The sequence below is a fragment of the Lactobacillus sp. ESL0684 genome (assembly GCF_029392675.1).
In the GTDB taxonomy this organism is placed as follows: Bacteria; Bacillota; Bacilli; order Lactobacillales; family Lactobacillaceae; genus Lactobacillus.
Genome location: NZ_CP113941.1, coordinates 1,127,449 through 1,152,131 on the forward strand (window position 1 = coordinate 1,127,449; position 24,683 = coordinate 1,152,131).

Annotated in this window: 38 protein-coding genes and 2 tRNA genes; 15 read left to right on the top strand and 25 right to left on the bottom strand. The window is 34.2% G+C overall.

What is annotated here, in order from left to right:
* Positions 1 to 4 precede the first annotated feature (4 nt).
* Entirely contained in the window at positions 5 to 499 is a 495-nt protein-coding gene (locus tag OZX56_RS05365) for a hypothetical protein (RefSeq protein WP_277139168.1), read from the bottom strand.
* Between the two features lie 5 nt (positions 500 to 504).
* Positions 505 to 690 (bottom strand): helix-turn-helix transcriptional regulator, encoded by a 186-nt coding sequence (locus OZX56_RS05370; protein ID WP_277139169.1) that lies wholly within the window; start codon positions 688 to 690, stop codon positions 505 to 507.
* A 62-nt stretch (positions 691 to 752) separates the two neighbouring features.
* Between OZX56_RS05370 and OZX56_RS05375 the strand changes: the two genes are divergently transcribed.
* Positions 753 to 1,658 (top strand): hypothetical protein, encoded by a 906-nt coding sequence (locus OZX56_RS05375; RefSeq protein ID WP_277139170.1) that lies wholly within the window; start codon positions 753 to 755, stop codon positions 1,656 to 1,658.
* A gap of 253 nt (positions 1,659 to 1,911) precedes the next feature.
* On the opposite strand, the gene OZX56_RS05380 is transcribed toward OZX56_RS05375, so the two are convergent.
* From OZX56_RS05380 to OZX56_RS05440, 13 genes are all read right to left on the bottom strand, one after another.
* On the bottom strand, positions 1,912 to 2,106 hold the full coding sequence (locus OZX56_RS05380; RefSeq protein WP_277139171.1) for a hypothetical protein: 195 nt from the start codon (positions 2,104 to 2,106) through the stop codon (positions 1,912 to 1,914).
* Positions 2,096 to 2,323: a hypothetical protein gene (locus tag OZX56_RS05385; protein WP_277139172.1), complete on the bottom strand. Its 228-nt coding sequence runs from the start codon at positions 2,321 to 2,323 to the stop codon at positions 2,096 to 2,098. Before OZX56_RS05385 ends, OZX56_RS05380 begins: the two co-directional genes overlap by 11 nt.
* A 13-nt stretch (positions 2,324 to 2,336) precedes the next feature.
* On the bottom strand, positions 2,337 to 2,786 hold the full coding sequence (gene ssb / locus OZX56_RS05390) for a single-stranded DNA-binding protein (protein ID WP_277139173.1): 450 nt from the start codon (positions 2,784 to 2,786) through the stop codon (positions 2,337 to 2,339).
* The gene (locus OZX56_RS05395; RefSeq protein WP_277139174.1) at positions 2,783 to 3,007 is read right to left on the bottom strand and encodes a hypothetical protein; all 225 of its coding nucleotides are present in this window, start codon (positions 3,005 to 3,007) and stop codon (positions 2,783 to 2,785) included. Before OZX56_RS05395 ends, ssb begins: the two co-directional genes overlap by 4 nt.
* A 3-nt stretch (positions 3,008 to 3,010) precedes the next feature.
* A complete protein-coding gene (locus OZX56_RS05400) occupies positions 3,011 to 3,223 on the bottom strand; it encodes a hypothetical protein (protein WP_277139175.1) in 213 nt (70 codons plus the stop codon).
* Positions 3,213 to 4,136, bottom strand: a complete 924-nt coding sequence (locus OZX56_RS05405; RefSeq protein WP_277139176.1) for a hypothetical protein — start codon at positions 4,134 to 4,136, stop codon at positions 3,213 to 3,215. Before OZX56_RS05405 ends, OZX56_RS05400 begins: the two co-directional genes overlap by 11 nt.
* Before the next feature lies 1 nt (position 4,137).
* Complete coding sequence (locus tag OZX56_RS05410; RefSeq protein ID WP_277139177.1) at positions 4,138 to 4,875, bottom strand: ERF family protein; 738 nt, start codon at positions 4,873 to 4,875, stop codon at positions 4,138 to 4,140.
* Positions 4,876 to 4,886: 11 nt separating this feature from the next.
* The gene (locus tag OZX56_RS05415; protein WP_277139178.1) at positions 4,887 to 5,366 is read right to left on the bottom strand and encodes a siphovirus Gp157 family protein; all 480 of its coding nucleotides are present in this window, start codon (positions 5,364 to 5,366) and stop codon (positions 4,887 to 4,889) included.
* Positions 5,353 to 5,631, bottom strand: coding sequence for a hypothetical protein (locus tag OZX56_RS05420; RefSeq protein WP_277126096.1), 279 nt, complete (start codon positions 5,629 to 5,631; stop codon positions 5,353 to 5,355). The genes OZX56_RS05415 and OZX56_RS05420 overlap by 14 nt, the downstream gene beginning before the upstream one ends.
* The gene (locus OZX56_RS05425) at positions 5,628 to 6,077 is read right to left on the bottom strand and encodes a hypothetical protein (protein WP_277139179.1); all 450 of its coding nucleotides are present in this window, start codon (positions 6,075 to 6,077) and stop codon (positions 5,628 to 5,630) included. Before OZX56_RS05425 ends, OZX56_RS05420 begins: the two co-directional genes overlap by 4 nt.
* A gap of 138 nt (positions 6,078 to 6,215) precedes the next feature.
* Complete coding sequence (locus OZX56_RS05430) at positions 6,216 to 6,443, bottom strand: hypothetical protein (RefSeq protein WP_277139180.1); 228 nt, start codon at positions 6,441 to 6,443, stop codon at positions 6,216 to 6,218.
* Positions 6,444 to 6,456: 13 nt separating this feature from the next.
* A complete protein-coding gene (locus tag OZX56_RS05435; protein WP_348635951.1) occupies positions 6,457 to 6,756 on the bottom strand; it encodes a hypothetical protein in 300 nt (99 codons plus the stop codon).
* A gap of 34 nt (positions 6,757 to 6,790) precedes the next feature.
* On the bottom strand, positions 6,791 to 6,988 hold the full coding sequence (locus tag OZX56_RS05440) for a helix-turn-helix transcriptional regulator (protein ID WP_277139181.1): 198 nt from the start codon (positions 6,986 to 6,988) through the stop codon (positions 6,791 to 6,793).
* A gap of 75 nt (positions 6,989 to 7,063) precedes the next feature.
* Here OZX56_RS05440 and OZX56_RS05445 point away from each other — a divergent pair, with 75 nt between their 5' ends.
* Positions 7,064 to 7,288, top strand: a complete 225-nt coding sequence (locus OZX56_RS05445) for a DUF2188 domain-containing protein (RefSeq protein WP_277139182.1) — start codon at positions 7,064 to 7,066, stop codon at positions 7,286 to 7,288.
* Here the strand turns inward: OZX56_RS05445 and OZX56_RS05450 are convergent, their stop codons facing one another.
* Positions 7,289 to 7,414, bottom strand: coding sequence for a hypothetical protein (locus tag OZX56_RS05450; RefSeq protein WP_277139183.1), 126 nt, complete (start codon positions 7,412 to 7,414; stop codon positions 7,289 to 7,291).
* A gap of 74 nt (positions 7,415 to 7,488) precedes the next feature.
* Between OZX56_RS05450 and OZX56_RS05455 the strand changes: the two genes are divergently transcribed.
* A complete protein-coding gene (locus OZX56_RS05455; protein ID WP_277139184.1) occupies positions 7,489 to 8,184 on the top strand; it encodes a hypothetical protein in 696 nt (231 codons plus the stop codon).
* A gap of 218 nt (positions 8,185 to 8,402) precedes the next feature.
* Here OZX56_RS05455 and OZX56_RS05460 read toward each other — a convergent pair whose 3' ends face one another.
* The 3 genes from OZX56_RS05460 to OZX56_RS05470 all read right to left on the bottom strand — a co-directional run bounded on the left by OZX56_RS05460 (position 8,403) and on the right by OZX56_RS05470 (position 11,098).
* The gene (locus OZX56_RS05460; RefSeq protein ID WP_277139185.1) at positions 8,403 to 9,146 is read right to left on the bottom strand and encodes a phage regulatory protein/antirepressor Ant; all 744 of its coding nucleotides are present in this window, start codon (positions 9,144 to 9,146) and stop codon (positions 8,403 to 8,405) included.
* Between the two features lie 15 nt (positions 9,147 to 9,161).
* Positions 9,162 to 9,377: a helix-turn-helix transcriptional regulator gene (locus OZX56_RS05465; protein ID WP_277126088.1), complete on the bottom strand. Its 216-nt coding sequence runs from the start codon at positions 9,375 to 9,377 to the stop codon at positions 9,162 to 9,164.
* A 995-nt stretch (positions 9,378 to 10,372) separates the two neighbouring features.
* Entirely contained in the window at positions 10,373 to 11,098 is a 726-nt protein-coding gene (locus OZX56_RS05470) for a phage antirepressor KilAC domain-containing protein (protein WP_277126083.1), read from the bottom strand.
* Between the two features lie 57 nt (positions 11,099 to 11,155).
* Here OZX56_RS05470 and OZX56_RS05475 point away from each other — a divergent pair, with 57 nt between their 5' ends.
* Entirely contained in the window at positions 11,156 to 11,314 is a 159-nt protein-coding gene (locus tag OZX56_RS05475) for a hypothetical protein (RefSeq protein WP_277126082.1), read from the top strand.
* Here the strand turns inward: OZX56_RS05475 and OZX56_RS05480 are convergent.
* Complete coding sequence (locus tag OZX56_RS05480) at positions 11,311 to 11,448, bottom strand: hypothetical protein (protein WP_277126081.1); 138 nt, start codon at positions 11,446 to 11,448, stop codon at positions 11,311 to 11,313. The genes OZX56_RS05475 and OZX56_RS05480 overlap by 4 nt on opposite strands.
* Positions 11,449 to 11,703: 255 nt before the next feature.
* On the opposite strand from OZX56_RS05480, the gene OZX56_RS05485 reads away from it, so the two are divergent.
* The 8 genes from OZX56_RS05485 to OZX56_RS05520 all read left to right on the top strand — a co-directional run bounded on the left by OZX56_RS05485 (position 11,704) and on the right by OZX56_RS05520 (position 17,486).
* The gene (locus tag OZX56_RS05485) at positions 11,704 to 12,054 is read left to right on the top strand and encodes a helix-turn-helix transcriptional regulator (RefSeq protein WP_277139186.1); all 351 of its coding nucleotides are present in this window, start codon (positions 11,704 to 11,706) and stop codon (positions 12,052 to 12,054) included.
* 3 nt (positions 12,055 to 12,057) lie between these two features.
* The gene (locus OZX56_RS05490) at positions 12,058 to 12,687 is read left to right on the top strand and encodes a hypothetical protein (RefSeq protein WP_277139187.1); all 630 of its coding nucleotides are present in this window, start codon (positions 12,058 to 12,060) and stop codon (positions 12,685 to 12,687) included.
* A gap of 19 nt (positions 12,688 to 12,706) precedes the next feature.
* The gene (locus OZX56_RS05495) at positions 12,707 to 13,144 is read left to right on the top strand and encodes a hypothetical protein (RefSeq protein WP_277139188.1); all 438 of its coding nucleotides are present in this window, start codon (positions 12,707 to 12,709) and stop codon (positions 13,142 to 13,144) included.
* A 12-nt stretch (positions 13,145 to 13,156) separates the two neighbouring features.
* Positions 13,157 to 13,672 carry a hypothetical protein gene (locus OZX56_RS05500; protein ID WP_277139189.1) on the top strand — a complete coding sequence of 172 codons (516 nt, stop codon included), beginning with the start codon at positions 13,157 to 13,159 and terminating at the stop codon, positions 13,670 to 13,672.
* Between the two features lie 4 nt (positions 13,673 to 13,676).
* Positions 13,677 to 14,087: a hypothetical protein gene (locus OZX56_RS05505; RefSeq protein WP_277139190.1), complete on the top strand. Its 411-nt coding sequence runs from the start codon at positions 13,677 to 13,679 to the stop codon at positions 14,085 to 14,087.
* A gap of 85 nt (positions 14,088 to 14,172) precedes the next feature.
* Entirely contained in the window at positions 14,173 to 14,877 is a 705-nt protein-coding gene (locus tag OZX56_RS05510; RefSeq protein ID WP_277139191.1) for a DUF3862 domain-containing protein, read from the top strand.
* A gap of 376 nt (positions 14,878 to 15,253) precedes the next feature.
* Positions 15,254 to 16,276 (top strand): Abi family protein, encoded by a 1,023-nt coding sequence (locus tag OZX56_RS05515; protein ID WP_277139192.1) that lies wholly within the window; start codon positions 15,254 to 15,256, stop codon positions 16,274 to 16,276.
* 115 nt (positions 16,277 to 16,391) lie between these two features.
* Positions 16,392 to 17,486 carry a site-specific integrase gene (locus tag OZX56_RS05520; RefSeq protein ID WP_277139193.1) on the top strand — a complete coding sequence of 365 codons (1,095 nt, stop codon included), beginning with the start codon at positions 16,392 to 16,394 and terminating at the stop codon, positions 17,484 to 17,486.
* A gap of 82 nt (positions 17,487 to 17,568) precedes the next feature.
* Here the strand turns inward: OZX56_RS05520 and OZX56_RS05525 are convergent.
* Positions 17,569 to 17,640: transfer RNA gene (locus OZX56_RS05525), tRNA-Gln, on the bottom strand.
* A 9-nt stretch (positions 17,641 to 17,649) separates the two neighbouring features.
* A tRNA-Glu gene (locus OZX56_RS05530) sits at positions 17,650 to 17,721 on the bottom strand.
* A gap of 98 nt (positions 17,722 to 17,819) precedes the next feature.
* Here OZX56_RS05530 and OZX56_RS05535 point away from each other — a divergent pair.
* Entirely contained in the window at positions 17,820 to 18,827 is a 1,008-nt protein-coding gene (locus tag OZX56_RS05535) for a serine hydrolase domain-containing protein (RefSeq protein ID WP_277139194.1), read from the top strand.
* A 72-nt stretch (positions 18,828 to 18,899) separates the two neighbouring features.
* Here OZX56_RS05535 and OZX56_RS05540 read toward each other — a convergent pair whose 3' ends face one another.
* The 3 genes from OZX56_RS05540 to OZX56_RS05550 form a co-directional block, all read right to left on the bottom strand.
* Entirely contained in the window at positions 18,900 to 19,076 is a 177-nt protein-coding gene (locus OZX56_RS05540) for a hypothetical protein (RefSeq protein ID WP_277126305.1), read from the bottom strand.
* 285 nt (positions 19,077 to 19,361) lie between these two features.
* Positions 19,362 to 20,708 carry a glucose-6-phosphate isomerase gene (locus OZX56_RS05545; RefSeq protein ID WP_277139195.1) on the bottom strand — a complete coding sequence of 449 codons (1,347 nt, stop codon included), beginning with the start codon at positions 20,706 to 20,708 and terminating at the stop codon, positions 19,362 to 19,364.
* Positions 20,709 to 20,810: 102 nt separating this feature from the next.
* On the bottom strand, positions 20,811 to 21,422 hold the full coding sequence (locus OZX56_RS05550; RefSeq protein WP_277139196.1) for a VanZ family protein: 612 nt from the start codon (positions 21,420 to 21,422) through the stop codon (positions 20,811 to 20,813).
* 143 nt (positions 21,423 to 21,565) lie between these two features.
* Between OZX56_RS05550 and OZX56_RS05555 the strand changes: the two genes are divergently transcribed.
* Positions 21,566 to 23,749, top strand: coding sequence for an LTA synthase family protein (locus OZX56_RS05555; RefSeq protein WP_277139197.1), 2,184 nt, complete (start codon positions 21,566 to 21,568; stop codon positions 23,747 to 23,749).
* Between the two features lie 59 nt (positions 23,750 to 23,808).
* Complete coding sequence (locus OZX56_RS05560) at positions 23,809 to 24,669, top strand: SPFH domain-containing protein (RefSeq protein WP_277139198.1); 861 nt, start codon at positions 23,809 to 23,811, stop codon at positions 24,667 to 24,669.
* Positions 24,670 to 24,683: the final 14 nt, after the last annotated feature.

A 24,683-nucleotide genomic window follows, 5' to 3' on the forward strand; every position in this document is an offset into this window, starting at 1 on the left:
CTTGTTACTTAACAAAAATCATGTCGTCATTACCTTTAACCATGTAGCTATCACCTCGATCTAAGTCAAACCAATGATTATCAAAGCGATATAGCTTAAAACCTCGTTTAGCTAATGATTTCTCAGTAATTGCAAAATTACTCCTCACAGGTCCAAATGGCTTTACATTTGCTAATTCAGCCAAAAAGTAAGACTCACCATATGGATCAATCAACAAGTATTTAAACTTAGGTCTAATCAATAAACCTTGCTCTGCAATCACAGTATTAACCCTTTTAGAGGTAACTCCTAGTTCAAATTCAATTTCCCTTGAACTATAACCCAAGTCAACATAACGTGCGATATTCTTATCTGTTTTCACATGTGGATTTAAAGTAATTATTATCTGGTTCAGCTTTTGAACATCTGCTTTATCTGAATTTTTATTAATTCTGGTTACATGTTTGTACTTATCCTCTAATTCATGAAGTTCTATCCACGGAATTGCAGTTCTAGTCATTGCTTTCACCTCAATTCGTCTAAGCTGATACCCAAGGCATCAGCGATTTTACATGCTTTACTAAAACTGGGTTCTTGCCCAGCAAATTTATATTTTTTCAACGTTTCATAATTTACATTGGATTCCTTAGCTAGTCTTACTAAAGACCAATGTTTTTTATTTAAAATTATTTGTATTTTATCCCACAACATTATGTGTCTCTTTCGTGTATAATAATACATAAATCAATATATTGTATTTATGGAAGGGAAATATGAATAAAGAAAATAATCATAATCAAAATTTAGTTAATGCTTTTAACTACACTAAGCTCAATAATCATTTCTTAACTGCTAAGAGTATTTCACCATACAACTCTTGGAACAAGGAACTTACTAATTCTTTTAAAAGAACTCAAACAAGTTTATCTAAATCAAACCCATACTTAGAAGAATTACAATCACTTAAAAATCTTAATCCAAAACAATATATCCCAAATTATCCACTTAAAAATACTCTAAATAGCCTTAATAAGTTGTTACCATCATCAAATTATTCTTTTGCAACAGAATACGTTAGGCCAATGCAATTTTCTAAAAGCTCTTTAAGTTTATATAAAGCTAACGAAATAACTTCTTCAATCACCAAATGGGAATCAATATATAAAAATTCATTTAAAAGAACCAACTTAGCCTCTACTATCCCTAAAGATATATTTCAAACTACTTCAGTAGAAGAAATACAGTCTTTAGCAAATAATTTTCGTAATCAAGACTTTAGATTTCCTAACATGATTTCAGAAATACTTGATAAAACTGAGTCTTTATCCCAAGCTACCGACACCAATATTGATCAAGAAATAGAAAATTTTTATACAAAAGAAACAGATCATAATGATCAGACTGACATAGAAGAAGACATATTTCCGAGCTATTATTCTTTGGGTTTTGTAAAAGCTTTATTTTCTTTTTATAAATCTAATAAGGATACTCAATTTACGGCTAAAATATCTATAAAAGGGGAAATATTTACTTTTGCTGATTTTATACACTCTTACCCAAACATAATTCAAAATATTATGTACATTTGTTTATTAATGAACGATTTCATATTGGAACCCATGGAAAATGTTATGACCCTCATTAGTTTTATTAACTGGCTGTTAAGCATTTTCAATTAAGTCTTCTTGTCATCCTTTTTATAAAGATACAGCAGTAAAAGCCAGCATATTAGCATTGTTAGCAATATCAATACAGCAATAAATATTACAAAAATACTCATAAAAATATAATACTCACTAATTGCTATTTTTGAAGAAATGACTACTAGTCCACCACTTATCATATATATTATTGGCAGGATTATTTTTAGCTGTTGCTTAAATACAAGTTTCATAATTGTTATCCAATCAACTAAAAAGTTATTATTTTTCATTAGCCATGCATTACCTTCAACTCTCTGCCACACCATGGACAATATTTAACTTTGAATTCTAATTTCTGTTTAGCTTCATAATCCCAAACATTAAGAATGCCTAGCTCTTCATCTAGATAAAAATCACCTTTTCTACCTGAGATATCTTCTAAATCAAGTGCAGCCTGACAAAATGCACATCTATTATCTGTCATGCGGCACCTCCATTAGTGTCACACTCAAATTGACTGGTTGCATACCTTGGCAAACATAGTTAGCCGTTGTTTTATCAATTCGGCTACAAATTACCAATCCTTTGCTTAAATTGATTACATCAACAGCATAAGGCAAATTATGCTTGTTTTTATAGTTATATATAACGAAATAATCACCGCTATCATCTTTGAATGCTTCAAATTTTCTATTTTGCATTTAAGCACCTCCATTAAAATGGCAGATCATCATCCGAAATGTCAATTGTGTCACCCTTGCCGACAAATGGATCTGTCTCATTTTGATTGCTGTTATAGCCGTTATTGTTTTGTTGATAGCCACCTTGTTGTCTTTGATTGCTATCCTTTGGATCAAGTAGTGCAATCTGGTCTGCTACGATTTCAGTAACGTAAACTCGCTGGCCATTCTTATCGTCATAATTTCTAGTTTGAATGCGACCATCTACACCAATCATTGAACCTTTGTGGCAATATTGATTAATTATCTCCGCCGTTTTTTTCCAAGCAACACACTGGATAAAGTCAGCGTCACGTGAGCCATCTTTATTTTTAAAAGTTCGTTCAACCGCTAAAGTAAACGACAATACCGACAAACCTCTTTGTGTCGTTCTTAGTTCTGGGTCACGTGTTAGCCGTCCTACTAATACAGTTCTATTAATCAATAGAAGCCTCCCCTTTCTTTGGCATCTTTTGCTGTCTCAAATTGATATTCAAAGCCGCCTTCTTTAACAGCTTCTTCTAACGCTGCCAAGCGACATTTTCGTTTAACTTGCTTTGCTGACAATGTGGCAGGCAACTTAATTACCTTAGATTGATAGTCAAAACAGGTATCAGTTGCCCACCAAATAACATATTCTTTCATTCGCTTTTTATTCTTTACCATTTACTACATCTCCATCAAAGTGTCACTTACCTTAACTGGTACAGCACCCGCATCAAGCAAATCTTGTCTTGCTGTGTCAACACCAATGTACATGCCCGCTATTGCATGTTTGCTAAGATTGAAAGTGACGGCATCATAGTACTCGCCTTCGTTTTCAACTATCTCGTAGTAATCGCCGTCCTTACCCTTATAAGCTTCAATTTTCTTATTCTGCATTTTTATTCATTCCACTTTTTTCTTCTAAATTCTTGAAAAAGTCCTTTAACTTATCCGAATTAACCTCAGTTGTGGGCTTAGCCTTTTTATTACTCCAGTCAGTGCCATGTTCAATACGCTTAACTGGCCCCCAGCTCTTTCCGCTTGGCTTATCAGTATCTAATTCATCATCAAATCTGCCATTAAACCAAGTACTGCCATTCATTGGGTGATACCAATCAGAATTAAGTTTGACGTACTTTAAGTAATCAACTAGTTTATTTGCCAGATATTTGTAGGTATTAGCCTTCGATTTCTTTCGCCAAGACTTGTAGTGATTAAAAGCTTGCTGTTTTCCTTTTTTATTTGGATAGTGATCCCATAATTTTTCAAATTCACCTTTAACCTGCTGATTAAACTCTTGAGTTTTATTTTTTATGGATTCATCTTTCACATTGTGCATAACCTGCTTGTCAGGTTTGCACTGTATGTTTTTATTAGTTACTTCTTGATAATAGTTATTATTAATATTAGTTAGTGACCCATTTACCGTCCGACGGGTTTCTCCGTCGACGGTTGTTTGGCACTTTTTTGCTTGATTTTGTTCCATTTGACCGTCAACGGTTAAATGGGGTTGACGGTTGGGCTCATCTGTTAAAATCCACTCTTTTCCGCCAAACACTCCTTTATCAGTATGCTTATTATTTCTTTCAAGATAGCCAAATCTTTCTAGTTCAAGTAAACCACCTTGCAATGATTTTTTACCATCAGTAGCATGCCTTACTAGTTCGCTGACATAAAACTGCCAGTTATCAGCTTGACCCCAAAGATAAGCGAAAATTCCACGTGCTTTCCAACTCAACCTATCATCTGATATCAATCGTTGACTGATATTCACATAGTTATCTTTTTTACGTTTTAACAATTTAACCATGCTATGCACCACCCTTACTGTTTTCCAACCACTTCTTATAAAGTTGCTGCTTATAAATTTGGGCATAAGCTTGTTTACTTTCGCCACCTAAGCCATGTAAGGTAGCCTTACTTTCTTGATTGCCGGCTACCGCTTCTGAGACAACTTGTACTAGCTTTACTTCTCCGTGCTTATCAGTAATTGTGTAATCTAGCAATTCTTTATCAGTAAAGGTTTTAGTCGGTGGAGCTTGTTTCTTGGTTGCTGGTTGCTGGCGTTTAGTAGTTCGCTGTTGTTTTTGATAGCCACCACCTGGATTACTATCTTGTGCATCTGGATCTTCGTCTTTATCCGTAATATTAAATAGTTGCTTATAAAAATATTTTTGTGCACTTGTACAAGCCTTCTGTACGGCTTTCTCACCCGTATCTGCACCTGCACCTGGCATTGACCCTGTTAAAGTTTCAACTCCGTCAGTAATAGTAAATGTACCCAAAACATAAACGAAATTATTTACCCCTCGGTTCTTAGTTGGTTGTTGTTCCCGCTCAATAATTTCAAACTTAGGAATAATTGAAAATTGATTCTCAGAAACTACTCGTTGCACAGCTGCTTTAATCGCTGCTTCTGATTGAAAAGAATATCGTTGAAAGTTATTGTTACCGTCTTTGGCAATTGCTCCGATATCATGATTAGCCTTAGCAATCTTTTCAGCTAGTGGTACATAATCTTTAGGTTGCTCTTTAATTGATTCTGTCATGTGCTTGCCTCCTAGCTAATCGTTGTCTTTCGGTTAGGTTTCAAGTGTGCACCTGCTACTTCTTTGCCGTCTTTCAAGTCCTGATAAATCTTTTGGCGATCAATCTTGACGACTTCTTCTTTGATCTTGTACTCGGCTGGTAGCTTGTCACTATCCGAAACAATCGTTTTATCACGATAATTACGAGGTTTCAGAATATGATTCTTAGTCTGCAATTTCTTAATGTTTGCTTCGTCCAAAATACCAGTCATGTACTCTTGCAGATTATTTATTCTGTTTTCAGCAAAGTGTTTTTGATCAGTTAACTTTCTGATTTTATCTTTTAGAAAAGTAACTTCAGAGTTTGTTTTCTCAATAACAGCTGCTAGACTGTCTAGCTTTTCGTCACGTGTTAATTCCAGTGCATCAAGCGTGTCTTTCATCGCAACTGGATCAAGGTCATCCTTATCCATAATTTGTTTAATGGCATCGTTAATTTCAAAAAGCTTCATAGTTATCTCCTGCTTCCTTAATCATGTCTGGTATCTTACCAAGTTGGCTTAGTAGATTATTAGTTAGTGCTCTGTTGTGAAATTCAATAAAGCTCTGCTTAAATTGTTTGAATTCTATTGTGTTTTGGAGCGCTTGATAAGCCATTCTTACCTTTTGGTATGATTCCCCTTGTCCTTGTGGCAAAAGCTCTGTGAGCCTATTTTCAACATCTTCAGTAGCCTGCTGTTCAATCATTTCTGTTAAATCATCTTTAGTAATATTCATGACCTGTCCTCCTCAATTGGTTCGCTAAACTTAAGCCAGACTTTATGCCAATCATCATCCGAAATATTTGTGTGCTTTGAGTCAACTAAGTCAAAATAGGCGTCTCTAAATTCCGCAGCAATCAATGGTTCGGGACTATAGCCTGATCTGGAATAGTTACCAAAGAACCACTCTCCATCGAGTTTGAATAAAAAGCTTTCTCCAATTTTAAAAATGCGTTTTTCTTCAGCTAACTCACATTGTTCCCATAGCCAAGCTGCACCGCCCATTGCTTTTACAAGGTCAGCTTCACCCGGATTTACTAATTCTTGATTAACTATCTCCTTTAGCTGATCAAAAGTGAATGGCGTAGATGGTATATCCTCTCTAAATCCCCAAACATTACCTAACCGGTAATTCGCTAGATTCACACCATTTTTACTAAAAACTCGTCTCTCTTCGCTCATTGTGCTATACTCTCCTTGTATATATTTATATTGCATAGTCCACAATCTGTACCAGAGATTGCGGACTTTTTGTTTTCACCATAGCAGTTACTCGCAATAACTAAATTTTCTTCCAAATGCTTTTTATGTAGTTTTTCTTTAAAGCTCATCTTTCGTCGCTCCTTTCTTATCACGCTTCAGAAAATACAAAGCACTGATAAACAGCACTGCTGCAATCACCAATAGGATTGCTCCAACATCTTCGAACAATTGCGTTACACCGTTATTCCAGATGCAGTTCGCGTCATAAGCTGCAAACTCCACAACTGCCATGGCTAGTAGTCCAATCAGCGTTGTTGCCGCATAATCTTTATCTCGTTCAATCATTTAGATCACCTCCCTATTTAGCATTCCAATTAATTTCACTTCGGTGTTCCTCCATCCATTTGGCAGCTGGTTTTTCAAAAATTGTAAAGCCACGCCCAGGTCCAGGATGGATATCTTGGCACCAATCAGGTTCAAATTTATATAAAATATTCGCCTTAACCCAATCTTTGCCATGTGGCTTGCAATATTTCTTGGCAAACTCATCAATTCCAATTGTTTTTCCCATCAAACTATCTTCCGGAACCAAATGTAACTCTTTAGCGAATTCCATAAATTCAGCTTTGCGTTCCTCCTTAGTCACTGGAATCTGCATGTTTACTCACCTCCTTATCTTCAAAGCAATCAAATTATTCTCTTTTACCTCGTAATTCATCCAAACTGATGCCTAGTGCATCAGATATTTGACATGCTTTGCTAAATCCTGGATCTCTTTTACCAGATTTATATCTTACTAAGCTGTCATATTTAACACCGGATACGTCAGACAATGTTTTCAATGTCCAATGCCTTCTATTTAATTCTTTTTGTATTACTCTCCACAGCATCTTGTATGTTCCTTCTGTATTAAAATACAATATATATGGTATAATTAACCTTAATTTAGAAGAGAGGTGAATTATATGGGTAAAAATCAACATGTCGTTCCTAACCATAAGGGTGGTTGGAATGTTAAAGGCGAAGGCAATTCTAAGGCAACTGTTCATACACATACCAAAGCAGAAGCCAAAAATATTGCTCGCAAGATTTCAAATAATCAGAATTCCGAATTATTTATTCATGGTAAAGACGGTAAAATTCAGAGTCGTGATAGCCATGGACATGACCCATTTCCACCTAAAGGTTAATTAATTTTTGAAGCCGATTGTTTCAGATTCTTCATCTACATTCTCGTCAAAGTGTTCTTTGCTACTCGTAACAGCTTGGAGCACTTTTTTTATTTCTTCCAGATCCCCTTCAATCGTTAATTTCATTAAATTTCACTTCCTGTGTAAAAATATAAGTGCTAAAATTTACTAAAATATTTTTTTATAAAGGAGTAATACAATTGTCAACAATAATTGCCATAATGTCAGCTATATTCACTGGTGGTGGATTCTTAATTGCATTTTTAAGCTATATACTCAAAAAGCCAAAAATTGATTGTAAGTTAGATGACCAATTTGATTCATACTGGATTCATGGAAAAGATTTGAAGCTTCTCAATTCAGATAAAAGCCAAAAATCAGTGATTTGTGATTACGATGTAGCTGTATTATCACTACTAATAATTAATAAAAGATCTACACCAATATCTATAATTGGAATATACAAATTTGGCGAAGAAGATGATTTCTTGGATGAAAACATACATTTTAATAATCCAGTTCATACATTTCGACTCTTACACTCACAAATCTTAAATAGATCAGTAAAAAGTCATAAAGTAAAATTTCCACATAGACTCAACAGCTACGATGTTGTCAGAACCTCAGTATCATTTCTTGTTGGCGATTCAAATATTTATTACTCAGATCGAAAGTCTAATAATAAAAACTTAAAGATAAAATTTGCAATAAAAACTCCATATCGAACATTTTATTTTTTTAAAACAATCAATTATTTTGATGAATACATGAAAAATAAAAAATTAGGATCAATCGATAATCCAGCATTATATACGGAAGTTAAAAACATTAAGAAAGAAATTGATCATGATTATTCCAAAAAGAATAAAGCCAATAATGGTAGTGAAAAGAATTAATATTTTAAAAACATAGTTTTGTACTTTTCTTTGCTTTCTTAATTTATCCTGAATAAATACGTGCTTAAACCTATGGTGCCCAAAAACTTCATCAAGTGTTAAATTAGGGTTCATTTCTTTTAAAATTTCAGTCCCTCCTTCAACAATTTTATATGTCCTATCCCTTACAGGAGGGGATATTTTTTTGTTTTCTTTTTTAATCATTTTCCTTCTCCTCTCTACACCAATTCCATTTGCTCTAGCACTGGATGAATACCATCTTTAGCAAGCAAGTCATAAATGAACTTCTTGCCTTTTTGCGTCCACTTCAAGTTATTGTGAACGCCTTGCGCTTTTTTACCGTCCTTGGAATAAGAGTACGGCTCGTATTGCGTGTAACCTTTAGCATCATATTTGCGATACAACACCCACACTTTGCCTTGACGATAAATGACATGCCGCTTGTGCAGCTCAACATTCAGCTTCTTAGCCGTCATACCAAAATCCTTAGCAATCTCAGTTGTGGTCATTAATCCTGGATTTCGCATTTGGCTGTCGTAATAATCTGCTTTAGGCTTAGCTTTTAGATATGCCTTCTGCTCCTCAAGCCATTTCTCAGCTCGCTTTACGGGATCTTCAATCATGTAACTGTCAAGGTGACCAGCTTGAATTGCCTTAATCTCGCTCTCCATTTGATTAAAGGCATTAATGTACTTTAACTTGAATTCCATTGCTTTAGCACCTGTGTAGCCCATAGCTAACAATGTAAAGCCATCACGATTCATAAAATACATTTCTTTTAGACGACCGTAGCTGTCGCTATATGTTGACCTTTCGAACATGGGTCCAATTTTGGCCCCATCTTTTTTAATTATGTCTCTGACATCTCTTAACACTTTCTTGTGTTGCTTTCCAAATACTTCTGCAACTTGCAAGCTGCTTGTAATAGCTTGTTGATTTTGCATGATCACTAATTCTTGCATCTTGTTTCCTTCTTTCTAATATCTGTAATACAAGCCTAATTTTTCAGCAGCCTGTTTGCGAATCTCTTTAGAACGCGGACTCATATCACCATGAAGCGCACGATTAAGCTGCTGCGGTCCAGTTCCAATTGCTTTTGCTAACTCATATTGCTTCATATGATGCTTTTTTAAAGCAACAGTAAATTTAATCTCCATATCTTCAACGATATTTGATAATTCTTCTTCAACCATGATTTCACTTCCTTTCGGTTATTTCTTGACTACCAATCATATTTTTAGTTATAATAAAAGCGCTTCAACATATGACACATAAAGATGTTGGCATATTCCGTAAGGAGGTGATAACATCTTGTCACAATTTTTGGAGTAGTGTGTATTTCTGTAGGTTGAAAAATATGAGCTAATAAAAAAACTGTTACTGATATGATCAATGGTGACTGGTTATTGCCTGACTGATTTGATTTAGCATTTCTAGTAATTAGTGAAAGTAAATTAAGAGTAACTTTGCCTATATCTATCAGCTGCAAATACCTAATTGAAGTTTAGCGACTGATTTTGAGTACTTGTAACTGTTGATACAGGAAAACCCTTAGGAACTTTTAAAGTTAATTTCCATATAAGTAAATCGATGCTGATGCACCGCTGGAACAATAAGCAGTCAAATGATGCGGGCTTTGCAACCTAGAAATTTTTAAAAATATTGAAAATTTGTCCCTTAGCAAGGGGATATTTTTTTGCACTTTTTATCCTCCTTTCAGTATTTTTTTAATCAAGTTCTTGATGAAACACACTAAAATTGATAATATAAAAACAGGTTTTGAAAGGAGTTGTTCACTTTGAAAGACTTTTTGAGAGACCTGTTTTCTCGCGGATAACTGTTTAACCGTTAAGCTGGTGAGGACTTTAGCGTTAGTGTCTACGTTAAGACGCACAACCTTGTGGGAGATAAATTTATCTGTCGTGTAAATTTAACTCGATAGGATTTATTATTCGACGTAAAGGTAAATCCTTTAAAGCAAGACTACACATTAAAGTTAAGCAGCTGAACTAGGTACAGGCTTGGGCGACGATACCATCAAGTCCTAGTTGGTGTTTCAGGACGCACTTGAGAATAAAACAATTTCGCAGTCATAGCTTTCCTGAGAGCTATGATTTTTTTAATGCATTATATTTCCTTCTTTCTCAATGCAATAAACGGTATTTTTTTAATCAAGTTCTTGACTTATTTAGACCAGTTCCATTTGCTCACTACCCAATAGTTTGTTAATGAAATACTTCTGACCCTCACCAGTTACCATCGTTGTGTAAGTTACATAAGTGCTGCCGTCAGGATTGCTTGAAGCCTTTTCTCTGACTTTGAACCAACCATGATCAATTGCCCATTGAGTTGGCGTATTCCATAATCTGCCACGCTTTTTGATTAGATAACCATGCTCTCTCAACCAAGCAAACAATCTGTTCTGACCAATATTCACGCCATTACCACGTAAAATTTTTGCTAACTGTCCAATTAAAATAGTTGCTTTACTGGTAGATACTGCGTCTGCAAAAATTGCCTTTGGCTTCATCTTTTCGTTTTCAATTTTGAGATGATTGTTTTCGTCTTGCAGAATGGCGTAGCCTCGTTTGACAATTTCGGCTGGATCGTTCCATTTCTTTTCAACCTCAATTAGATATTTGCGATATTGCTTACCTTTCTCAGTTCGACTTAATAGGCAAAGTTGTTTTGCCATGTCGATTGTTAAAGCGTAGTCTAAAAGTGGCTTAGTACCACCGTTTGGCATGTCCGTAACTGTAGTTACAGTCGTAAAATCTACGTCTTCTTCGAAGTCTTTAAAATTCTGTTCAACCCATTTACTAAATCTTGTAGTTAAACCTAATCCTTTGTGCAAGTCCCTGGCACTAACCAATTGTTGGTCACCTTTGACCTGTACTTTTATTAATTCCTGCATTTAAATTCCTTCTTTCTTGTTATACTTAAATCATCTCAGTTAAAGGAGGTGACAATCATGGCTAAGGATAGAGATTTGTTAAAGCAAGCTATTAAGTTAACTTGCTCTCAAATAGAAGCAAATTCACGTACTACAAATGATGTAGTTTATAAAAAAGACATGATTAATTTGGTCAAAATGTATTACGATGAATTAGTCAACTTAGAAAGCAGTTAATATTCTTCTGTTCTTTCGGAAATCTTTTTTCCATCAACACCAGAATACAAATATTTTTTTCGCTCTCTTGTAATTTTTAAATTATGGAGAGCTTTTTCTATCTCTTCAGATGTCCCTGTAATTCTTATTTCCATTTGTCTCACCTCCTTAATGCAATAAACGGTATTTTTTTAATCAAGTTCTTGACTTATTTAGACAATCGGCTATACTAAGGCCATGACAAATAAGCAAATAAACGTTGCTATATCAATCTTCACTCGCCAAAGTAACTGAATTGATAGGCTGGTTTTTTCTTGCTCAATTACTTGATGAATTAAATATAAGATAATTATCTAAATAAGTCAAGCTAATTGTCTAAATTGTTTTTATAAATTTGGAGAAATGCTTTTATGACACTGTTTGATAACTTGAAAATTATGGCAAAAAATCATGGAATGAGTTTGCTACAAATTAACGAAAAAGCTGGTTTAGGTAAAAATGCAATTTACAAATGGAAAACTCAGCAGCCCTCTACAGAAAATCTGCAGAAGGTTGCCAGAGTGCTTCATACTTCCACCGACTACCTGCTTGGTAATACAGATGATCCCTCACCTGTGTCGAATAAGGACGAAAAGCCATTCCTTGATATCGGGGATGATGAAAGAATTTATTCTTATCGTGGAAAGCCGGTACCCAAAGAATACTTAGATGTTATCCGTGGTTTGATGGATTCTGACATCAGAAAAGGTAAAGGTAGATAAATTATGTTAAACAGAACCTATTCTTTACCATCAAAGACTTCTGTACAATTGCTTGATTTAGCTGAAAATGCAAAAGATTTAAAAATTGACAATACTCCTTTTAGAAAGTTAGCTCGTTCTATGCCATCTATGGAAGCCAAAGCAATTTTAAAGGGAGCAATAAAAACTATAGATCGTATGGAACCATCTATTTTAAGTGGGAAAGATTATGAGTTGACGACAAAGTTTTTGATTCCTATAAATGATAATATTTATAGGGCTACACTTACTATGAGTAAAAAAATCAGACTTTTACATAGAAATCCGATATTTGAAATAAGAAACACCATCAGTAACCTTGTATTGCTTCAAAACGGTGTACCTAAAAAAATCCCACCAGAATATTTAAGTGCAGAACGATTGCTAGCTTTCATTGATACAAGAGAAAATAAGTTAGAAAAAGAATACTTTATAGTTTCTGCTTTCAGTAAAGATGATAAGCTTAACTCTGATGCAAAATCACTCACTAATGAAGAAACTAAAAAAACAAGCAATATACATGATGATTATAATAAAAACAAGCACCTATGGTGGAATGACCCAAAACTAAAAGTTTTTCTTGAGCAGCATATTGATGAAAGCATACTACAATAAATATATTAGGAGAATTATTATGATAGAGCTACACGAAAAATATGGTAATTATTCAGAATTTCAGATATGCAGAAGATTATCCCTAGTGGGAACAAACTCAATCGATTCATACTCTTACGAAAACATAGAGCATGATACTGGACTAACTAAATATGAGATTATGCTGACATATTCTGGATATGAAGCTTCCGAAGATGCAACTATGAAAATTTATAATTGGCTATTAGAACACGATAAGGAATTTAAATTGTTTTTATATAAAAACAATGATCCTGCTTCATACAAAGAACTGCCTAGAACATTAATAAATGTAAAGAGCGACTGGAATATATACAAAACGATTCAAATTAACAATGGTAGTGAATCTCAGTTAGATTTTGACACATCAAATAAATATACAGAACCGTCAAAGAGAGACAATCAAGTTCAAACAGATATTCAAGTTCAATATGTATAAGGAGTTAAAAAAATGGAAAGCAAACTTTCTTTCAATTTGATCGATACAACTTTAAATGAAATATATTGTGGTGAGCTCAATGAAGCTAAAAAAGTAATCAAGAATATCAAAAAATTCGAAAACTTCAGTCTAACTTTGGATAAATTTTTTATTACTATCAATATAAGCAAACCCAAAAAAATAAAAGATTTGACTGAAGTTATAAGTTCTTACAATTCAGAAAATTACTCTGTTATTTGTAGCATTTCAGCTGCCTATACAGATTCTATGTCTAACTTCAGCATGGCAGCCACATTATCCTCACGAGTTGAATTAGTAAATAGTAGTTCTATGTCTATAAAAGATATCGAGGAGCTTATTAACAATCAGCGTGTTCCCTTTCTTCGACCTACTATAAGTAAACTAGTAAATATTTTTTCATTTTTATTAACTGAAAACACACGTATTAATTCTATTCCTGGAGCAAATGACCTGCTAAATTATATTGCCAAAGACAAGTCGGGAATAAAGTTTAAAGAAGAAAGTTAAAATTATGAACGAATTAATACATTATCTTTTAAACCTTGCATTCGATTGTGGTATTTCTTATTCCCTTGTTACTAAAGACAAATCGTATCAATCAATTTCATTGCCCGATCAAAGTTTTATGGTTATCAATTTGAATTGTTTCAATCACTACGAACTACCCTTTATTATAGGGCATGAGATTGGCCATATAATGAACGAAAATGATGGCAAGTTCAAATACACATATGGCAAAGTAATAACCTCTGAAGAACACGCTGCTGACCTGTATTCACTAAATACCATCTTCGATTATGCAACAAAACAGTATTCTTCCTATGAAGAACCCATACAATTCATGCAGCAATATGGAATACCCAACAGAATGTTTGATGACACTGTTGATTTATTTAGAAATAACAATGATTTATTATTTTGATTTTAAAGTAAGCGGATTATTTAATAGTTTATTTCGATTAATTTATAAAATAGTTCATTAATATTACTTAAAGGAGAATTATGTAATGAAAGAGAAAACCTCTAGCAAGCGCCCTTTTTACAAGCAAATTTGGTTTTGGATAATCATCGTTGTAGCCTTTACAGGATTATTGGGAGCTGTATTTATGGCTGGTAAAAATAGTAATGAGTCTACTAGTCACACTAAAACAGATCAAAAAAGTTATGACTCTTCCACTGAATCTAGTAATTTGGTTACTGATGATTATGGAGATCAAACTTCAAAGGATAACATAACGCTTCAAAAAATATATTATAAAATCAATGTAGGGGATCTCATGAAGGATGGCAAAGGTGGTTCAACATACACGTATGTTAAAAAATCGCTTCAATCTGGTCCATCAGAAACATCCTCTAATGAAATTTCTGGTGTTGAAACCAAAGTTGCCAAATGGGAATATGATGACATGACACTTAACTTCACTTTTGTTAATAATCGAGTAGTAAAAAGCTCTATAACTGATTTTCGTTGGGAAAGACCAGAAAATAGAATTACCCTCAAAGCTTATAAAAAGTTATCAGATAAAACATCCCCTGATTCCGTAACCAAAAAGTTTGGTTTACCTGATGAAGTGGAACAGTCTCAGACTCTTGGAATATATAAAACAATTTATAGTTGGTACACTGGCATACAAGGCAGTGAAGGCTCTAGTTTAGATTTAGAATTTACAGGTACCTTGCTTACAAATAAATCTGAAACAGGACTAAGTTAAATAATCACAACGCAAAAAATTTCCCGTGCGTAAGCACGGAGGAAAATAAAAATCGATTAATAGCTCGTCTGGAAAACTTAACTACTAATCGATTAAAAGTAATATTCTTTGATTTTTTTGAGCATATTATTTTTTATACTATCTTTAATATTAATACAAGATATTGTATTTTTAAAAATAAATTTGTTGATTTATCAACCTGCTAAGTTATAGTAGGCTGCTACATATTGTGATTGAAATTTAAAATCAATCTGTTATAATACAGACATAGATCAAGTTCAGAGGGCCCTAGGAGTTAGGTGCTGGACTAACAGAACCTCACATCTGTATTATTTTTACAGAATGTGGGGTTTTTGTTTTTTTGGAGGCTTTTTTAATGACTGACAATCCTAAACCGTTTACTACTCATAATCAACAACTAAAAATTCTCCGCAGCAGAGGTTTGATTGTCAAGCCTAGTGCGAATAGAGCTTTAGAAGAACATGGCTATTACTCTATTATCAATGGCTATAAGAAATTGTTTTTAGAAAAAGATTCAAATGGACGTCCTATCGATCCTGAAAGATATATCACCGGTTCAACTTTTGAAGAAATTAAAAGTTTATATGATTTTGATAGAGAGCTTCGCCAGATCTTATATGGTCCACTAATGGAATACGAAAGTAATCTTGGCGCAGAGTTGTCTTACAAATTTTCCAAACGTTATACTGAACCACATTCATATCTTGCTATGAACAACTTTTCAAGAAATGACGCCGATGCTTTTAATGTTGTTAAAACAATCAATTCTCTATCTTATGAGATACAAAAAAATACTAAGGGTGATAATGCAATTAGACATTACATAAACAAGTACGGTTATGTTCCATTATGGGTACTAGTAAATTTTATGACATTTGGAGAATTAAATTACTTTTATCAAAATTGTAGTGATAAACCTGATAGAGAGCATCATTTAATTGGATTAAAAACAGAAATTGCTAAAGACTTTGCATTAAAATATAAAAGAAATTATAAGCAAAACATACAAGTGCATCCATTATCAATAGAATCAATTAATACTTTAGTAAATCATTTTAGAAATTCAGTTGCACATAGTGAAATAACTTATAGGAAAATTGTTAAGAAAGGAGTTAATTTTTCTAGTATTTTAAGTGATTTACAAATACCACGTACTCTCAGACAGACAATTAGTCAGTCTAATCGTAATAGTAGCCAATGTGGAGTATTCGAATTAATAGTTTCACTCAAATTGGTTTTAAATAAAAGGCAGTATACCGTGTTAAAGAAAAATATTCAAAACTTAATTTCTAAATATCAAAATGAATTTCATTCGGTTAGCTTTACTGCTATTTTAAATGATATGCATTTCCCTAGAAACTATGACGAATTTTTATAAAATAAAAAAATCCCACAAGAGCCACATCGCCAAACATTACTCTTGTAGGATTAATCATCATCTGCGCTATTAGTGCGCTTAAAATTATTATAGCACAATTGGAGGTGCGTTTAAAATGCCAGTAAGAAAACGTGGCAAATCATGGTCAGCTAGAATAAACTGGCGTGATGCTAATGGTAAGCTTCATCAAATGGAAAAAGGCGGCTTTAAAACTAAAGTTGAAGCTGAACAATATGTAGTTAAACAGCAATACATGCATACACAAGGTGTAGACATTGAAGAAAATCCAGTCTTTGCTGATTACTTTCATGAATGGTGGATTACCTTTAAAAAACCGCATATCCGACATGAAACGCAAAAACGTTATATCACTAATGACAAAATTATTCACGACTACTTTAAAGATACTAGAATTAAAAAAATCAAACGAATTCATTGGCAGCAATTTATCAATGATGTTTGTAAGACACATTCAACCACAACAGTAAGGCTACTCAATCGCCAATTTAGAGCCTGTGTGAAGAATGCAATTGCAGATGGCATAATTACCCTAGACTTCACTCAAGGCGTCAATATCAATGGAAATGATGCAAATACGCGCAAACCTATCTTCTTATCCTATGCCGAGGCGCAAAAGCTATTAAAAACTGCGCTAGATGACAGAGAACCTGCTGTCCCCTCCACTTACATTATCATTGCAATTATTCTAACTGGTGCCCGTATTGGCGAAATTAGCGGACTAAAGTGGCACAACCTTAATATCAAAAAACATACTATTGCGATTCATCATTCTTACAACAGTGATATTAAAGAACTAGGGCCAACTAAAAACACCTCTTCTTATCGCACAATTCGAATTAACGCCAAACTGATTGAATTGCTAAAAGAAATCAAAACTGACGATCAGGACGGTTATATCTTTAAAGAAAAAGATACTGACCTGCCACCTGCTAATCGAACGGTTAATAGTAAATTGCAAGTAATTATGAAACACGCCAATTTAACTAAGAAAGATTTTACAATTCATAGTTTACGTCATGTGCATGTGGCTATACTTCATCACAAAAATGTTGATTGGATGGCTATCTCAAAAAGACTAGGTCACAAAAATTTATCAATGACATTAAATGTGTATGCTTATTACATTGATGAGGATAAAAGAAAAAGTGACAAAGAAATAGAAAAAAAGCTAGACGATTTATTCATCTAACTTTTTTTAATAACCCTGATGGGCATTTGTTGGGCAAATCAGTTTTTCAAAGCTCTCAAGCCTTGCTGTTAAGCCACCTATATTGGGATATCCGGGCTCGAACCGAAACATGCAGGAACCAGAAACCTGTGCCTTACCATTTGGCTATATCCCATTGATAAAATCACCCGTACGAGAATTGAACTCGTAACTCCACCTTGAGAGGGTGGCGTCTTAACCATTTGACCAACGGGCAAAATCAACATAAATTATTATGCTTGTAAAAAGTGTTCTTGTCAAGAGAAAATTCGCTATAATAAATAATAAAAACAATTTTGCAAAGGAAAACCTATTATGAGTAATTATTCAGCTACACAAACCTTAATTGAATCAATGGTTTCAGAGCGAATTGTCCCTGGAGTAAATTATGCTTTTATTGAAAATGAACAAAGCTTTACTTCTACAATTGGCTTTGCCAGTATTTATCCAACCGTAACACAACTCAGTCCTTTTGCTAAATACGATCTTGCTAGTTTAACTAAAGTACTAGCAACTGAAAATATTTTATTAAAATTATACGATCAAGGCAAAATTAACTTTTCAGAGCCGCTACATGATTTTATTCCTGAATTTAGTGATAAGCGAGTACGTCTATATCACTTATTAACTCACACCAGTGGTATCGCCGGTTGGATTCCTAATCGCGATCAACTTACTCATGATGACTTACTCGATTCAATTATTCACTTACCAGTAACTAGTGAATTTGAGCATAAAATGCGTTATTCGGATACTAACTTTATCTTACTTGGAATGGTTATTACCAAAATCTACGGTCAATCAATCCAAGATGTCGCAATGAAAGAGATATTTGCACCAATGGGTTTGAAACATACTACTTTTTCACCCATTAAAAAAGATTGTGTCCCAACTACTAGCAACGATCAAATATTGCAAGGAATTGCTCACGATCCTAAGGCACGTCAATTAGGAAAGGACTGTGGATCTGCCGGACTTTTTGCTAATCTTCCAGACCTAATCACTATCAGTAACGGCTATCTGGGAATTGACCGCAATATTCTGCCTTTTGGACAAAATACAGTCAGCCAGTTATTTGAAAATAAAAATCCAATTGGACTAAAAGCTCGATCTTGGGGCTGGGACTTACGCTTTGATCCGCAAGACCATTATCCACTCATTTTGCATACAGGCTACACTGGCACCTTAATGCTGCTCGATCGAGTTAAAAAAACAGGCTTGATAATCCTAACTAACCGTGTTCATCCAACTGGTCATAATCAGATCTTTTTAACTATTCGAGAAAAAATCATCCAAAGTTTTTTAAAAGAAAACGACCAATAAGGTTAAATCAATAAATTTTTGCAAATAAAAAAGCTACTAAAACTAGTCAAAGAAACTTTAGTAGCTTTAAATTTAGCATTTTTTGTGACTTGGTAAAAAATGATAGACCAAATCCACAACAGCTTGTGAAAGCATCCCACCAGCCATCCAATACATTGCTGGCATCATTTTACCCGTAAAAGTAAAATAAGCGGTTATTCCGTAAATGATTACCCATAAAATTTTGAAAAATAAGTTATCACACATCATCGTAAAAAACTCCTTTTGATTTGCTAGTTCAATTATACTGTTTTTTTGCCTAAATGAAAGCGATTATGATGTTCTTTAACTTCGATTTGTCAATCACCAAAATCTGCGTCTTATTTATCCTGCATGGTTGTCAAATGTTTACAAGCGTAAGCTCCAGAAAAATAAATTTAGAATTTTCTAAGTAGCAATTGCAAATTTATAAAATCAGCTTACAATGTAATTTAATTATTTTATCTCAAACAAAAACAGAGCATCACTATTAAGCTCTACTCCGTTTTAATTTAATTATTCCTGCTCAAAACGTGCAGTTAAATTGTCATGTAATTCTTCATAACCAGGTTTATTCAATAAGCCAAACATATTGCGCTTGTATTCTTCAACTCCTGGCTGGTTAAATGGGTTAATGCCGTTAAGATATCCTGAAATCGCAATTGCCAGCTCAAAGAAGTAAATGAGATACCCCAAAGTATGTTCAGTTTGATCAGGAATGTTAACTGTCATTACGGGAACCCCGCCATCTGTATGCGCCAAAACCACACCTTCATATGCACGATCGTTAACGTAATTTAAACTCTTCCCTGACAAGAAATTCAACTGATCCAAATTATTTTCATCATCTGGAATTTCAACATCATTAGATGGATTTTCTACTCTAATCACTGTCTCAAATAAGTTACGCAGGCCTTCTTGAATATATTGCCCTAATGAATGCAAATCTGTAGTAAAGTTGGCACTTGCTGGCCAAATACCTTTATTATCCTTACCTTCAGACTCACCCATTAACTGTTTGCACCATTCAGCAAACATTCTCAAAGTTGGTTCATAATTTTCAACAATTTCAGTCGTGTAACCTTTACGATAAAGAATATTACGCAAAGCTGCATATTGATATGGCGTTGATTTACTTAAATCAGTATCACTATAATCACTACGTGCATCAGCAGCACCCTGCATTAATTGATCAATATCTGCACCAGAAGCTGCAATTGGCAATAAACCAACAGCAGACAACACACTATAACGCCCACCAATATCATCAGGTACAACAAATTCAGCATAGCCTTCTGCATCAGCTTCAGTCTTAAGTGCACCTTTAGCACGGTCAGTTGTTGCATAAATTCGCTTTTTGGCAGCTTCCTTGCCATACTTTTTAATTAGCTTTTCTTTAAAAATTCTAAAAGCAACTGCAGGTTCAGTAGTAGTTCCTGATTTAGAAATAATATTAATACTGAAGTCTTTATCGCCTAGCCATGCCATTAAATCGTGCAGATATGAACCTGAAAGTGAATTACCACAAAAAACGATTGTCGGATAATTTTCTTTAGACTTACCATAAAAAGCACTATTTAAAAATTCAATTGCAGCTTGGGCGCCAAGATATGAGCCACCGATGCCAATACAAATTAATACTTCTGAATCACTTTGAATCTGTTTAGCAGCTTGCTTGATTCTCGCAAATTCCTCTCGGTCATAATTAACTGGCAAGTCAACCCAACCTAAAAAATCGCTACCGGCTCCAGTTCCAGTTCTTAACTCTTTATCTGCTGCATCAACTAATGCTTGCATCTCACCAAGCTCATTTTCATGAATAAATGGTGTTAGTTTAGTATTGTCAAAATTAATTAAACTCATAAATTTGCTTCCTTACTGTATATAATATTTACTTCACAAGAACATTTTAGCAATCTTATTTTGTAAATTCCAGTGCTTTTTCCTAGTTTTAAAAAGTTTGCCTTAATTAGACCGAAAGCGATTAACTAACCAATAAAATAGATAACCAATTATTGCCCCACAACTATTAAAAAAAACATCATCAATATCACTAACACCAGTCTGTAATAAAAACTGCATCCCTTCGATAAAAACTGATAAAATAATTCCAGCTAGTATAACTCGCCAAAAAGATTGCTTCTTTGAAAAAACAAACGGCGCCAAAAAACCAAATGGAATAAAGCATAAGATATTACCTAATGAATTGTAAAAAAAATCCAATTGACTACTGGCATAAAACAATTTCCATGTTTCCTTTAAAAAGGTTAAATTAATCTCATTCAACGGACGACTAAAATCAAACGATAATTGCCAAGGAAAATAAGTGTTGCGGAAAGTAGTTACCATTAGTAATAAAATTAGATAAAAACTAAATAGCCAGACCCCAGCTTCTGATTTGATTGTCCGGCGTCTTCTTACTGCCAATAGCCAAACCAATCGCAATAAAGCAAACAATAAAAAGTAAAATAGAGTCTTATCAATCGCTAGCATCGTCAATTTGACTAAGGCAAAATGGTTAAGTTTAGTAGCAAAATTTTGAGCAAGTAAATTATAAAGTGGTCCTAAAAAAATCATATCTCAATCAATTCCTAAAATAGAGTACAGCTCATTATACAAAACTTTGGTATGATAAATCTTAAAAAAAGACTAACAATATCGAAAAAAATGACTAAAGCTAACTAAACTATTAAAATTAAAACTATTAAGGAGAGTTCATTTTGCAAAAAAAGCGATTAATCAATTTTATTCAAACCAGAACTGGATTTTTCATCTTACTAGTTAGTTTATTTACTCTGAAATATATCTTTGCCGCTTATCATGACTTCAATTTAGGAATCAACGATCCTTACCAGCACTTCATTATGTGGCTTAGCCCAATTGGAACAGCCACTCTTTTGTTCAGTATCGGGTTTTACTTTCCTAAGCCCCTAGTATCATACGGCGTTATGCTGCTAATGGATTTTGCTAACACCGGTCTGCTCTTTGCTAATGTTCTATATTATCGACAGTTCTCCGATTTTATTACTGTTAAAACTATCGCTAATGCTGGCAAAGTAGCACCAGGCCTAGGTAAAAGTGCCGTTGCCTTATTGCAACCAAGTGACCTTTTACTTTGGCTCGATCTAATTATCATTTTGATCTTGTTGTGCAGTCATAAGCTCCAAGTAGATCAACATTCTTATGGGTTACTAACACCTTTTGCTGCAAGCACTGTTGGTGTCCTAATACTAGTTACTAATATTTTCTTAGCAGAAACCTCCAGACCGCGCCTATTGGGGACTACTTTTGATCGTTCTTATGTCGTAAAATACTTGGGAATCGATACCTATACTGTTTATGATGCTGTGAAAAATGAGCAAACTGAACAAACAAATCGCAATGCAAATGCGGCTGACTTGAATAAAGTTCTAACGTTTACCAAGCAAAGCAAACTGCCAATTAATTCACAGTATTTTGGTAAGGAAAAGGGCAAAAACGTAATTGTTATCCACCTCGAGAGTTTTCAGCAATTTCTGATTAACTTAAAGATTAATGGCAAGCCTGTGACACCATTTCTTAACTCACTTTACAATAATCAGCATACAATTAGTTTTGCCAATTTCTATCATCAGGTTGGTGTCGGACGGACAAGTGATGCCGAAAATATGCTTGAAACTGGTACTTATGGTATTTCTGACGGCTCACTTTTCACTTCTCTTGGCAGTAGCAATGTTTTTCAAGCAGCTCCACAAATTTTACACGAAAATGGTAACTATACTTCTGCAGTTTTTCACGGTAATGCTAGTACTTTTTGGAATCGCGATGATGTCTACAAAAACATGGGCTATAATTATTTCTTTGATCAAAAATACTTCAGTAACGCCAAAAGCGATACTCTAGGTTATGGCATTAAGGATAAGCTGATGTTTGATGAAAGTATCAAATACCTTGAACGCATGCAACAACCCTTTTATAGTAAATTCATTACACTCACCAACCATACCCCATTTGATATGGACAAAGAGGACCTTGATCCAGCTTTTCAGACTACCGATACCAGTGATAAATCAATCAATAATTACTTTGAAACAGCTCATTATCTTGATCAAGCAGTCAAAGAGTTCTTCGATTACCTTACTAAATCTGGATTAATTAAAAACACTATGGTAATTATCTATGGCGATCATTACGGACTAAGTAATTCAGAAAATCAGACGCTAGCCCCCATTATTGGAGAAAGTGCTGATACCTGGAATAGTTATAATGATGTCCAAATGCAGCGCGTCCCCTTCATGATCCATGCACCTAACCTAAAAGGTCAAATAAAAAAAGAAGTAGCTGGAGAAATCGATGTCTTACCAACGCTTCTTCATTTATTAGGGATTTCTAACCAAAATTACATCCAATTCGGCAGTGACTTATTTTCTAAACAATACCAACCTTGGCTTGTCTTCAGAAATGGAACTGTGGTCAGTCAAAAATATGTCATCATTGGCGGAAAAGGTAAAAAAGGTGATGTCTATGATCGTAAAACCGGCAAACAAATTATTAATTTTACCAAACAAGAAAAAATTGAAATTAATGCTTTAGCTAAAAAGGCTAAAAAGTCACTCAAATACTCTGATTTGTTAAATAATCATAACTTGTTGCGTTTCTATACTCCAGTTGGTTTTAAACCAGTAAATCCTGAACAATTTGATTATCTGACAAACTATCAGCAGATGGAAGATATCATTACTAAATTAAAGACGAATTCAACTGCCTTAATTAGTCGTCATCACGGCACCACTACTAAACTGTACAAAACTGATGCTCCCCAACTCAAAAATCGTTCAGATGATATTACCAAAATTCCAGCAGATGTGAAAAATAATCAGTTAAGTCAGCAAAAAAAGGCTAAAAATAAAGATAGTAAAAAATAATAAAAAGATTATAATTAATAGTAAAAATTATAGTATTAGGATATTGAAGGAGAACTATAATGCTTAAAGCTATTATAATAATTTTATTAATTTGTGTGTTGCTATCTGGCTTTCGAGTTGTTCCACAAAACAATGAGGGACTGATTGAAACGCTTGGCAAGTATTCTAGAACCGTTAAGGCTGGCTTTGTTTTCATCATTCCATTAGTCCAACATATTCGCCGTGTATCTTTGGCAATGTTTCCAGCAGAAATATCCAAATATTCAATTATCACTAAAGACAATGCAGAAATCACAACTAGTCTAACTTTAAATTACCTAGTTACTGATTCATATAAATACTTTTACAATAACACTGATTCTGTTAAATCGATGGTTGAATTAATTAGAGGTCACTTGCGTGATATTATTGGGCGGATGGATCTTAATGATGCCTTGGGCTCAACTAGCGAGATCAACGCCCAGTTGTCAGATGCAATTGGTGATTTGACTGACATTTATGGGATTCGTGTTGTTAGGGTCAATATTGATGAGCTCTTGCCAAGTACTGAAATTCAAAAGGCAATGGACAAACAACTAACTGCTGATCGTGAAAAGATTGCTGCGATTGAAAAAGCTGAAGGTGAAGCAAAAAACATTGAACTGACTACTAAAGCTAAAAATGAGGCGCTAGTTGCCACAGCTAAAGCTAATGCCGAAGCGGTCAAAACTAGAGCAGACGCAGAAGCTTACCGAATTGCTAAACTGCAAGCAAGTTTAGCCGATGCAAGCGATGGTTATTTTAAGAATCAAAGTTTAGATAGTTTCAATAACTTGGCCACAGGGCCAAATAATTTAATTGTTGTTGATAAAGACGATATTACCAATCTAGGCAAGATCCCAGCTACCGCAAAGGTATGGCAACAAACAGAAGATAAATAGAATTTAAAGAAGCA

Bases quoted from the DNA above. Each gene is read 5' to 3' on its own strand.
- OZX56_RS05365 (WP_277139168.1), bottom strand. From the start codon at position 499: ATGACTAGAACTGCAATTCCGTGGATAGAACTTCATGAATTAGAGGAT.
- OZX56_RS05370 (WP_277139169.1), bottom strand. From the start codon at position 690: ATGTTGTGGGATAAAATACAAATAATTTTAAATAAAAAACATTGGTCT.
- OZX56_RS05375 (WP_277139170.1), top strand. From the start codon at position 753: ATGAATAAAGAAAATAATCATAATCAAAATTTAGTTAATGCTTTTAAC.
- OZX56_RS05380 (WP_277139171.1), bottom strand. From the start codon at position 2,106: ATGACAGATAATAGATGTGCATTTTGTCAGGCTGCACTTGATTTAGAA.
- OZX56_RS05385 (WP_277139172.1), bottom strand. From the start codon at position 2,323: ATGCAAAATAGAAAATTTGAAGCATTCAAAGATGATAGCGGTGATTAT.
- OZX56_RS05395 (WP_277139174.1), bottom strand. From the start codon at position 3,007: ATGGTAAAGAATAAAAAGCGAATGAAAGAATATGTTATTTGGTGGGCA.
- OZX56_RS05400 (WP_277139175.1), bottom strand. From the start codon at position 3,223: ATGCAGAATAAGAAAATTGAAGCTTATAAGGGTAAGGACGGCGATTAC.
- OZX56_RS05405 (WP_277139176.1), bottom strand. From the start codon at position 4,136: ATGGTTAAATTGTTAAAACGTAAAAAAGATAACTATGTGAATATCAGT.
- OZX56_RS05410 (WP_277139177.1), bottom strand. From the start codon at position 4,875: ATGACAGAATCAATTAAAGAGCAACCTAAAGATTATGTACCACTAGCT.
- OZX56_RS05415 (WP_277139178.1), bottom strand. From the start codon at position 5,366: ATGAAGCTTTTTGAAATTAACGATGCCATTAAACAAATTATGGATAAG.
- OZX56_RS05420 (WP_277126096.1), bottom strand. From the start codon at position 5,631: ATGAATATTACTAAAGATGATTTAACAGAAATGATTGAACAGCAGGCT.
- OZX56_RS05425 (WP_277139179.1), bottom strand. From the start codon at position 6,077: ATGAGCGAAGAGAGACGAGTTTTTAGTAAAAATGGTGTGAATCTAGCG.
- OZX56_RS05430 (WP_277139180.1), bottom strand. From the start codon at position 6,443: ATGATTGAACGAGATAAAGATTATGCGGCAACAACGCTGATTGGACTA.
- OZX56_RS05435 (WP_348635951.1), bottom strand. From the start codon at position 6,756: ATGCAGATTCCAGTGACTAAGGAGGAACGCAAAGCTGAATTTATGGAA.
- OZX56_RS05440 (WP_277139181.1), bottom strand. From the start codon at position 6,988: ATGCTGTGGAGAGTAATACAAAAAGAATTAAATAGAAGGCATTGGACA.
- OZX56_RS05445 (WP_277139182.1), top strand. From the start codon at position 7,064: ATGGGTAAAAATCAACATGTCGTTCCTAACCATAAGGGTGGTTGGAAT.
- OZX56_RS05450 (WP_277139183.1), bottom strand. From the start codon at position 7,414: ATGAAATTAACGATTGAAGGGGATCTGGAAGAAATAAAAAAAGTGCTC.
- OZX56_RS05460 (WP_277139185.1), bottom strand. From the start codon at position 9,146: ATGCAAGAATTAGTGATCATGCAAAATCAACAAGCTATTACAAGCAGC.
- OZX56_RS05465 (WP_277126088.1), bottom strand. From the start codon at position 9,377: ATGGTTGAAGAAGAATTATCAAATATCGTTGAAGATATGGAGATTAAA.
- OZX56_RS05470 (WP_277126083.1), bottom strand. From the start codon at position 11,098: ATGCAGGAATTAATAAAAGTACAGGTCAAAGGTGACCAACAATTGGTT.
- OZX56_RS05475 (WP_277126082.1), top strand. From the start codon at position 11,156: ATGGCTAAGGATAGAGATTTGTTAAAGCAAGCTATTAAGTTAACTTGC.
- OZX56_RS05480 (WP_277126081.1), bottom strand. From the start codon at position 11,448: ATGGAAATAAGAATTACAGGGACATCTGAAGAGATAGAAAAAGCTCTC.
- OZX56_RS05485 (WP_277139186.1), top strand. From the start codon at position 11,704: ATGACACTGTTTGATAACTTGAAAATTATGGCAAAAAATCATGGAATG.
- OZX56_RS05490 (WP_277139187.1), top strand. From the start codon at position 12,058: ATGTTAAACAGAACCTATTCTTTACCATCAAAGACTTCTGTACAATTG.
- OZX56_RS05495 (WP_277139188.1), top strand. From the start codon at position 12,707: ATGATAGAGCTACACGAAAAATATGGTAATTATTCAGAATTTCAGATA.
- OZX56_RS05500 (WP_277139189.1), top strand. From the start codon at position 13,157: ATGGAAAGCAAACTTTCTTTCAATTTGATCGATACAACTTTAAATGAA.
- OZX56_RS05505 (WP_277139190.1), top strand. From the start codon at position 13,677: ATGAACGAATTAATACATTATCTTTTAAACCTTGCATTCGATTGTGGT.
- OZX56_RS05510 (WP_277139191.1), top strand. From the start codon at position 14,173: ATGAAAGAGAAAACCTCTAGCAAGCGCCCTTTTTACAAGCAAATTTGG.
- OZX56_RS05515 (WP_277139192.1), top strand. From the start codon at position 15,254: ATGACTGACAATCCTAAACCGTTTACTACTCATAATCAACAACTAAAA.
- OZX56_RS05520 (WP_277139193.1), top strand. From the start codon at position 16,392: ATGCCAGTAAGAAAACGTGGCAAATCATGGTCAGCTAGAATAAACTGG.
- OZX56_RS05535 (WP_277139194.1), top strand. From the start codon at position 17,820: ATGAGTAATTATTCAGCTACACAAACCTTAATTGAATCAATGGTTTCA.
- OZX56_RS05540 (WP_277126305.1), bottom strand. From the start codon at position 19,076: ATGATGTGTGATAACTTATTTTTCAAAATTTTATGGGTAATCATTTAC.
- OZX56_RS05545 (WP_277139195.1), bottom strand. From the start codon at position 20,708: ATGAGTTTAATTAATTTTGACAATACTAAACTAACACCATTTATTCAT.
- OZX56_RS05550 (WP_277139196.1), bottom strand. From the start codon at position 21,422: ATGATTTTTTTAGGACCACTTTATAATTTACTTGCTCAAAATTTTGCT.
- OZX56_RS05560 (WP_277139198.1), top strand. From the start codon at position 23,809: ATGCTTAAAGCTATTATAATAATTTTATTAATTTGTGTGTTGCTATCT.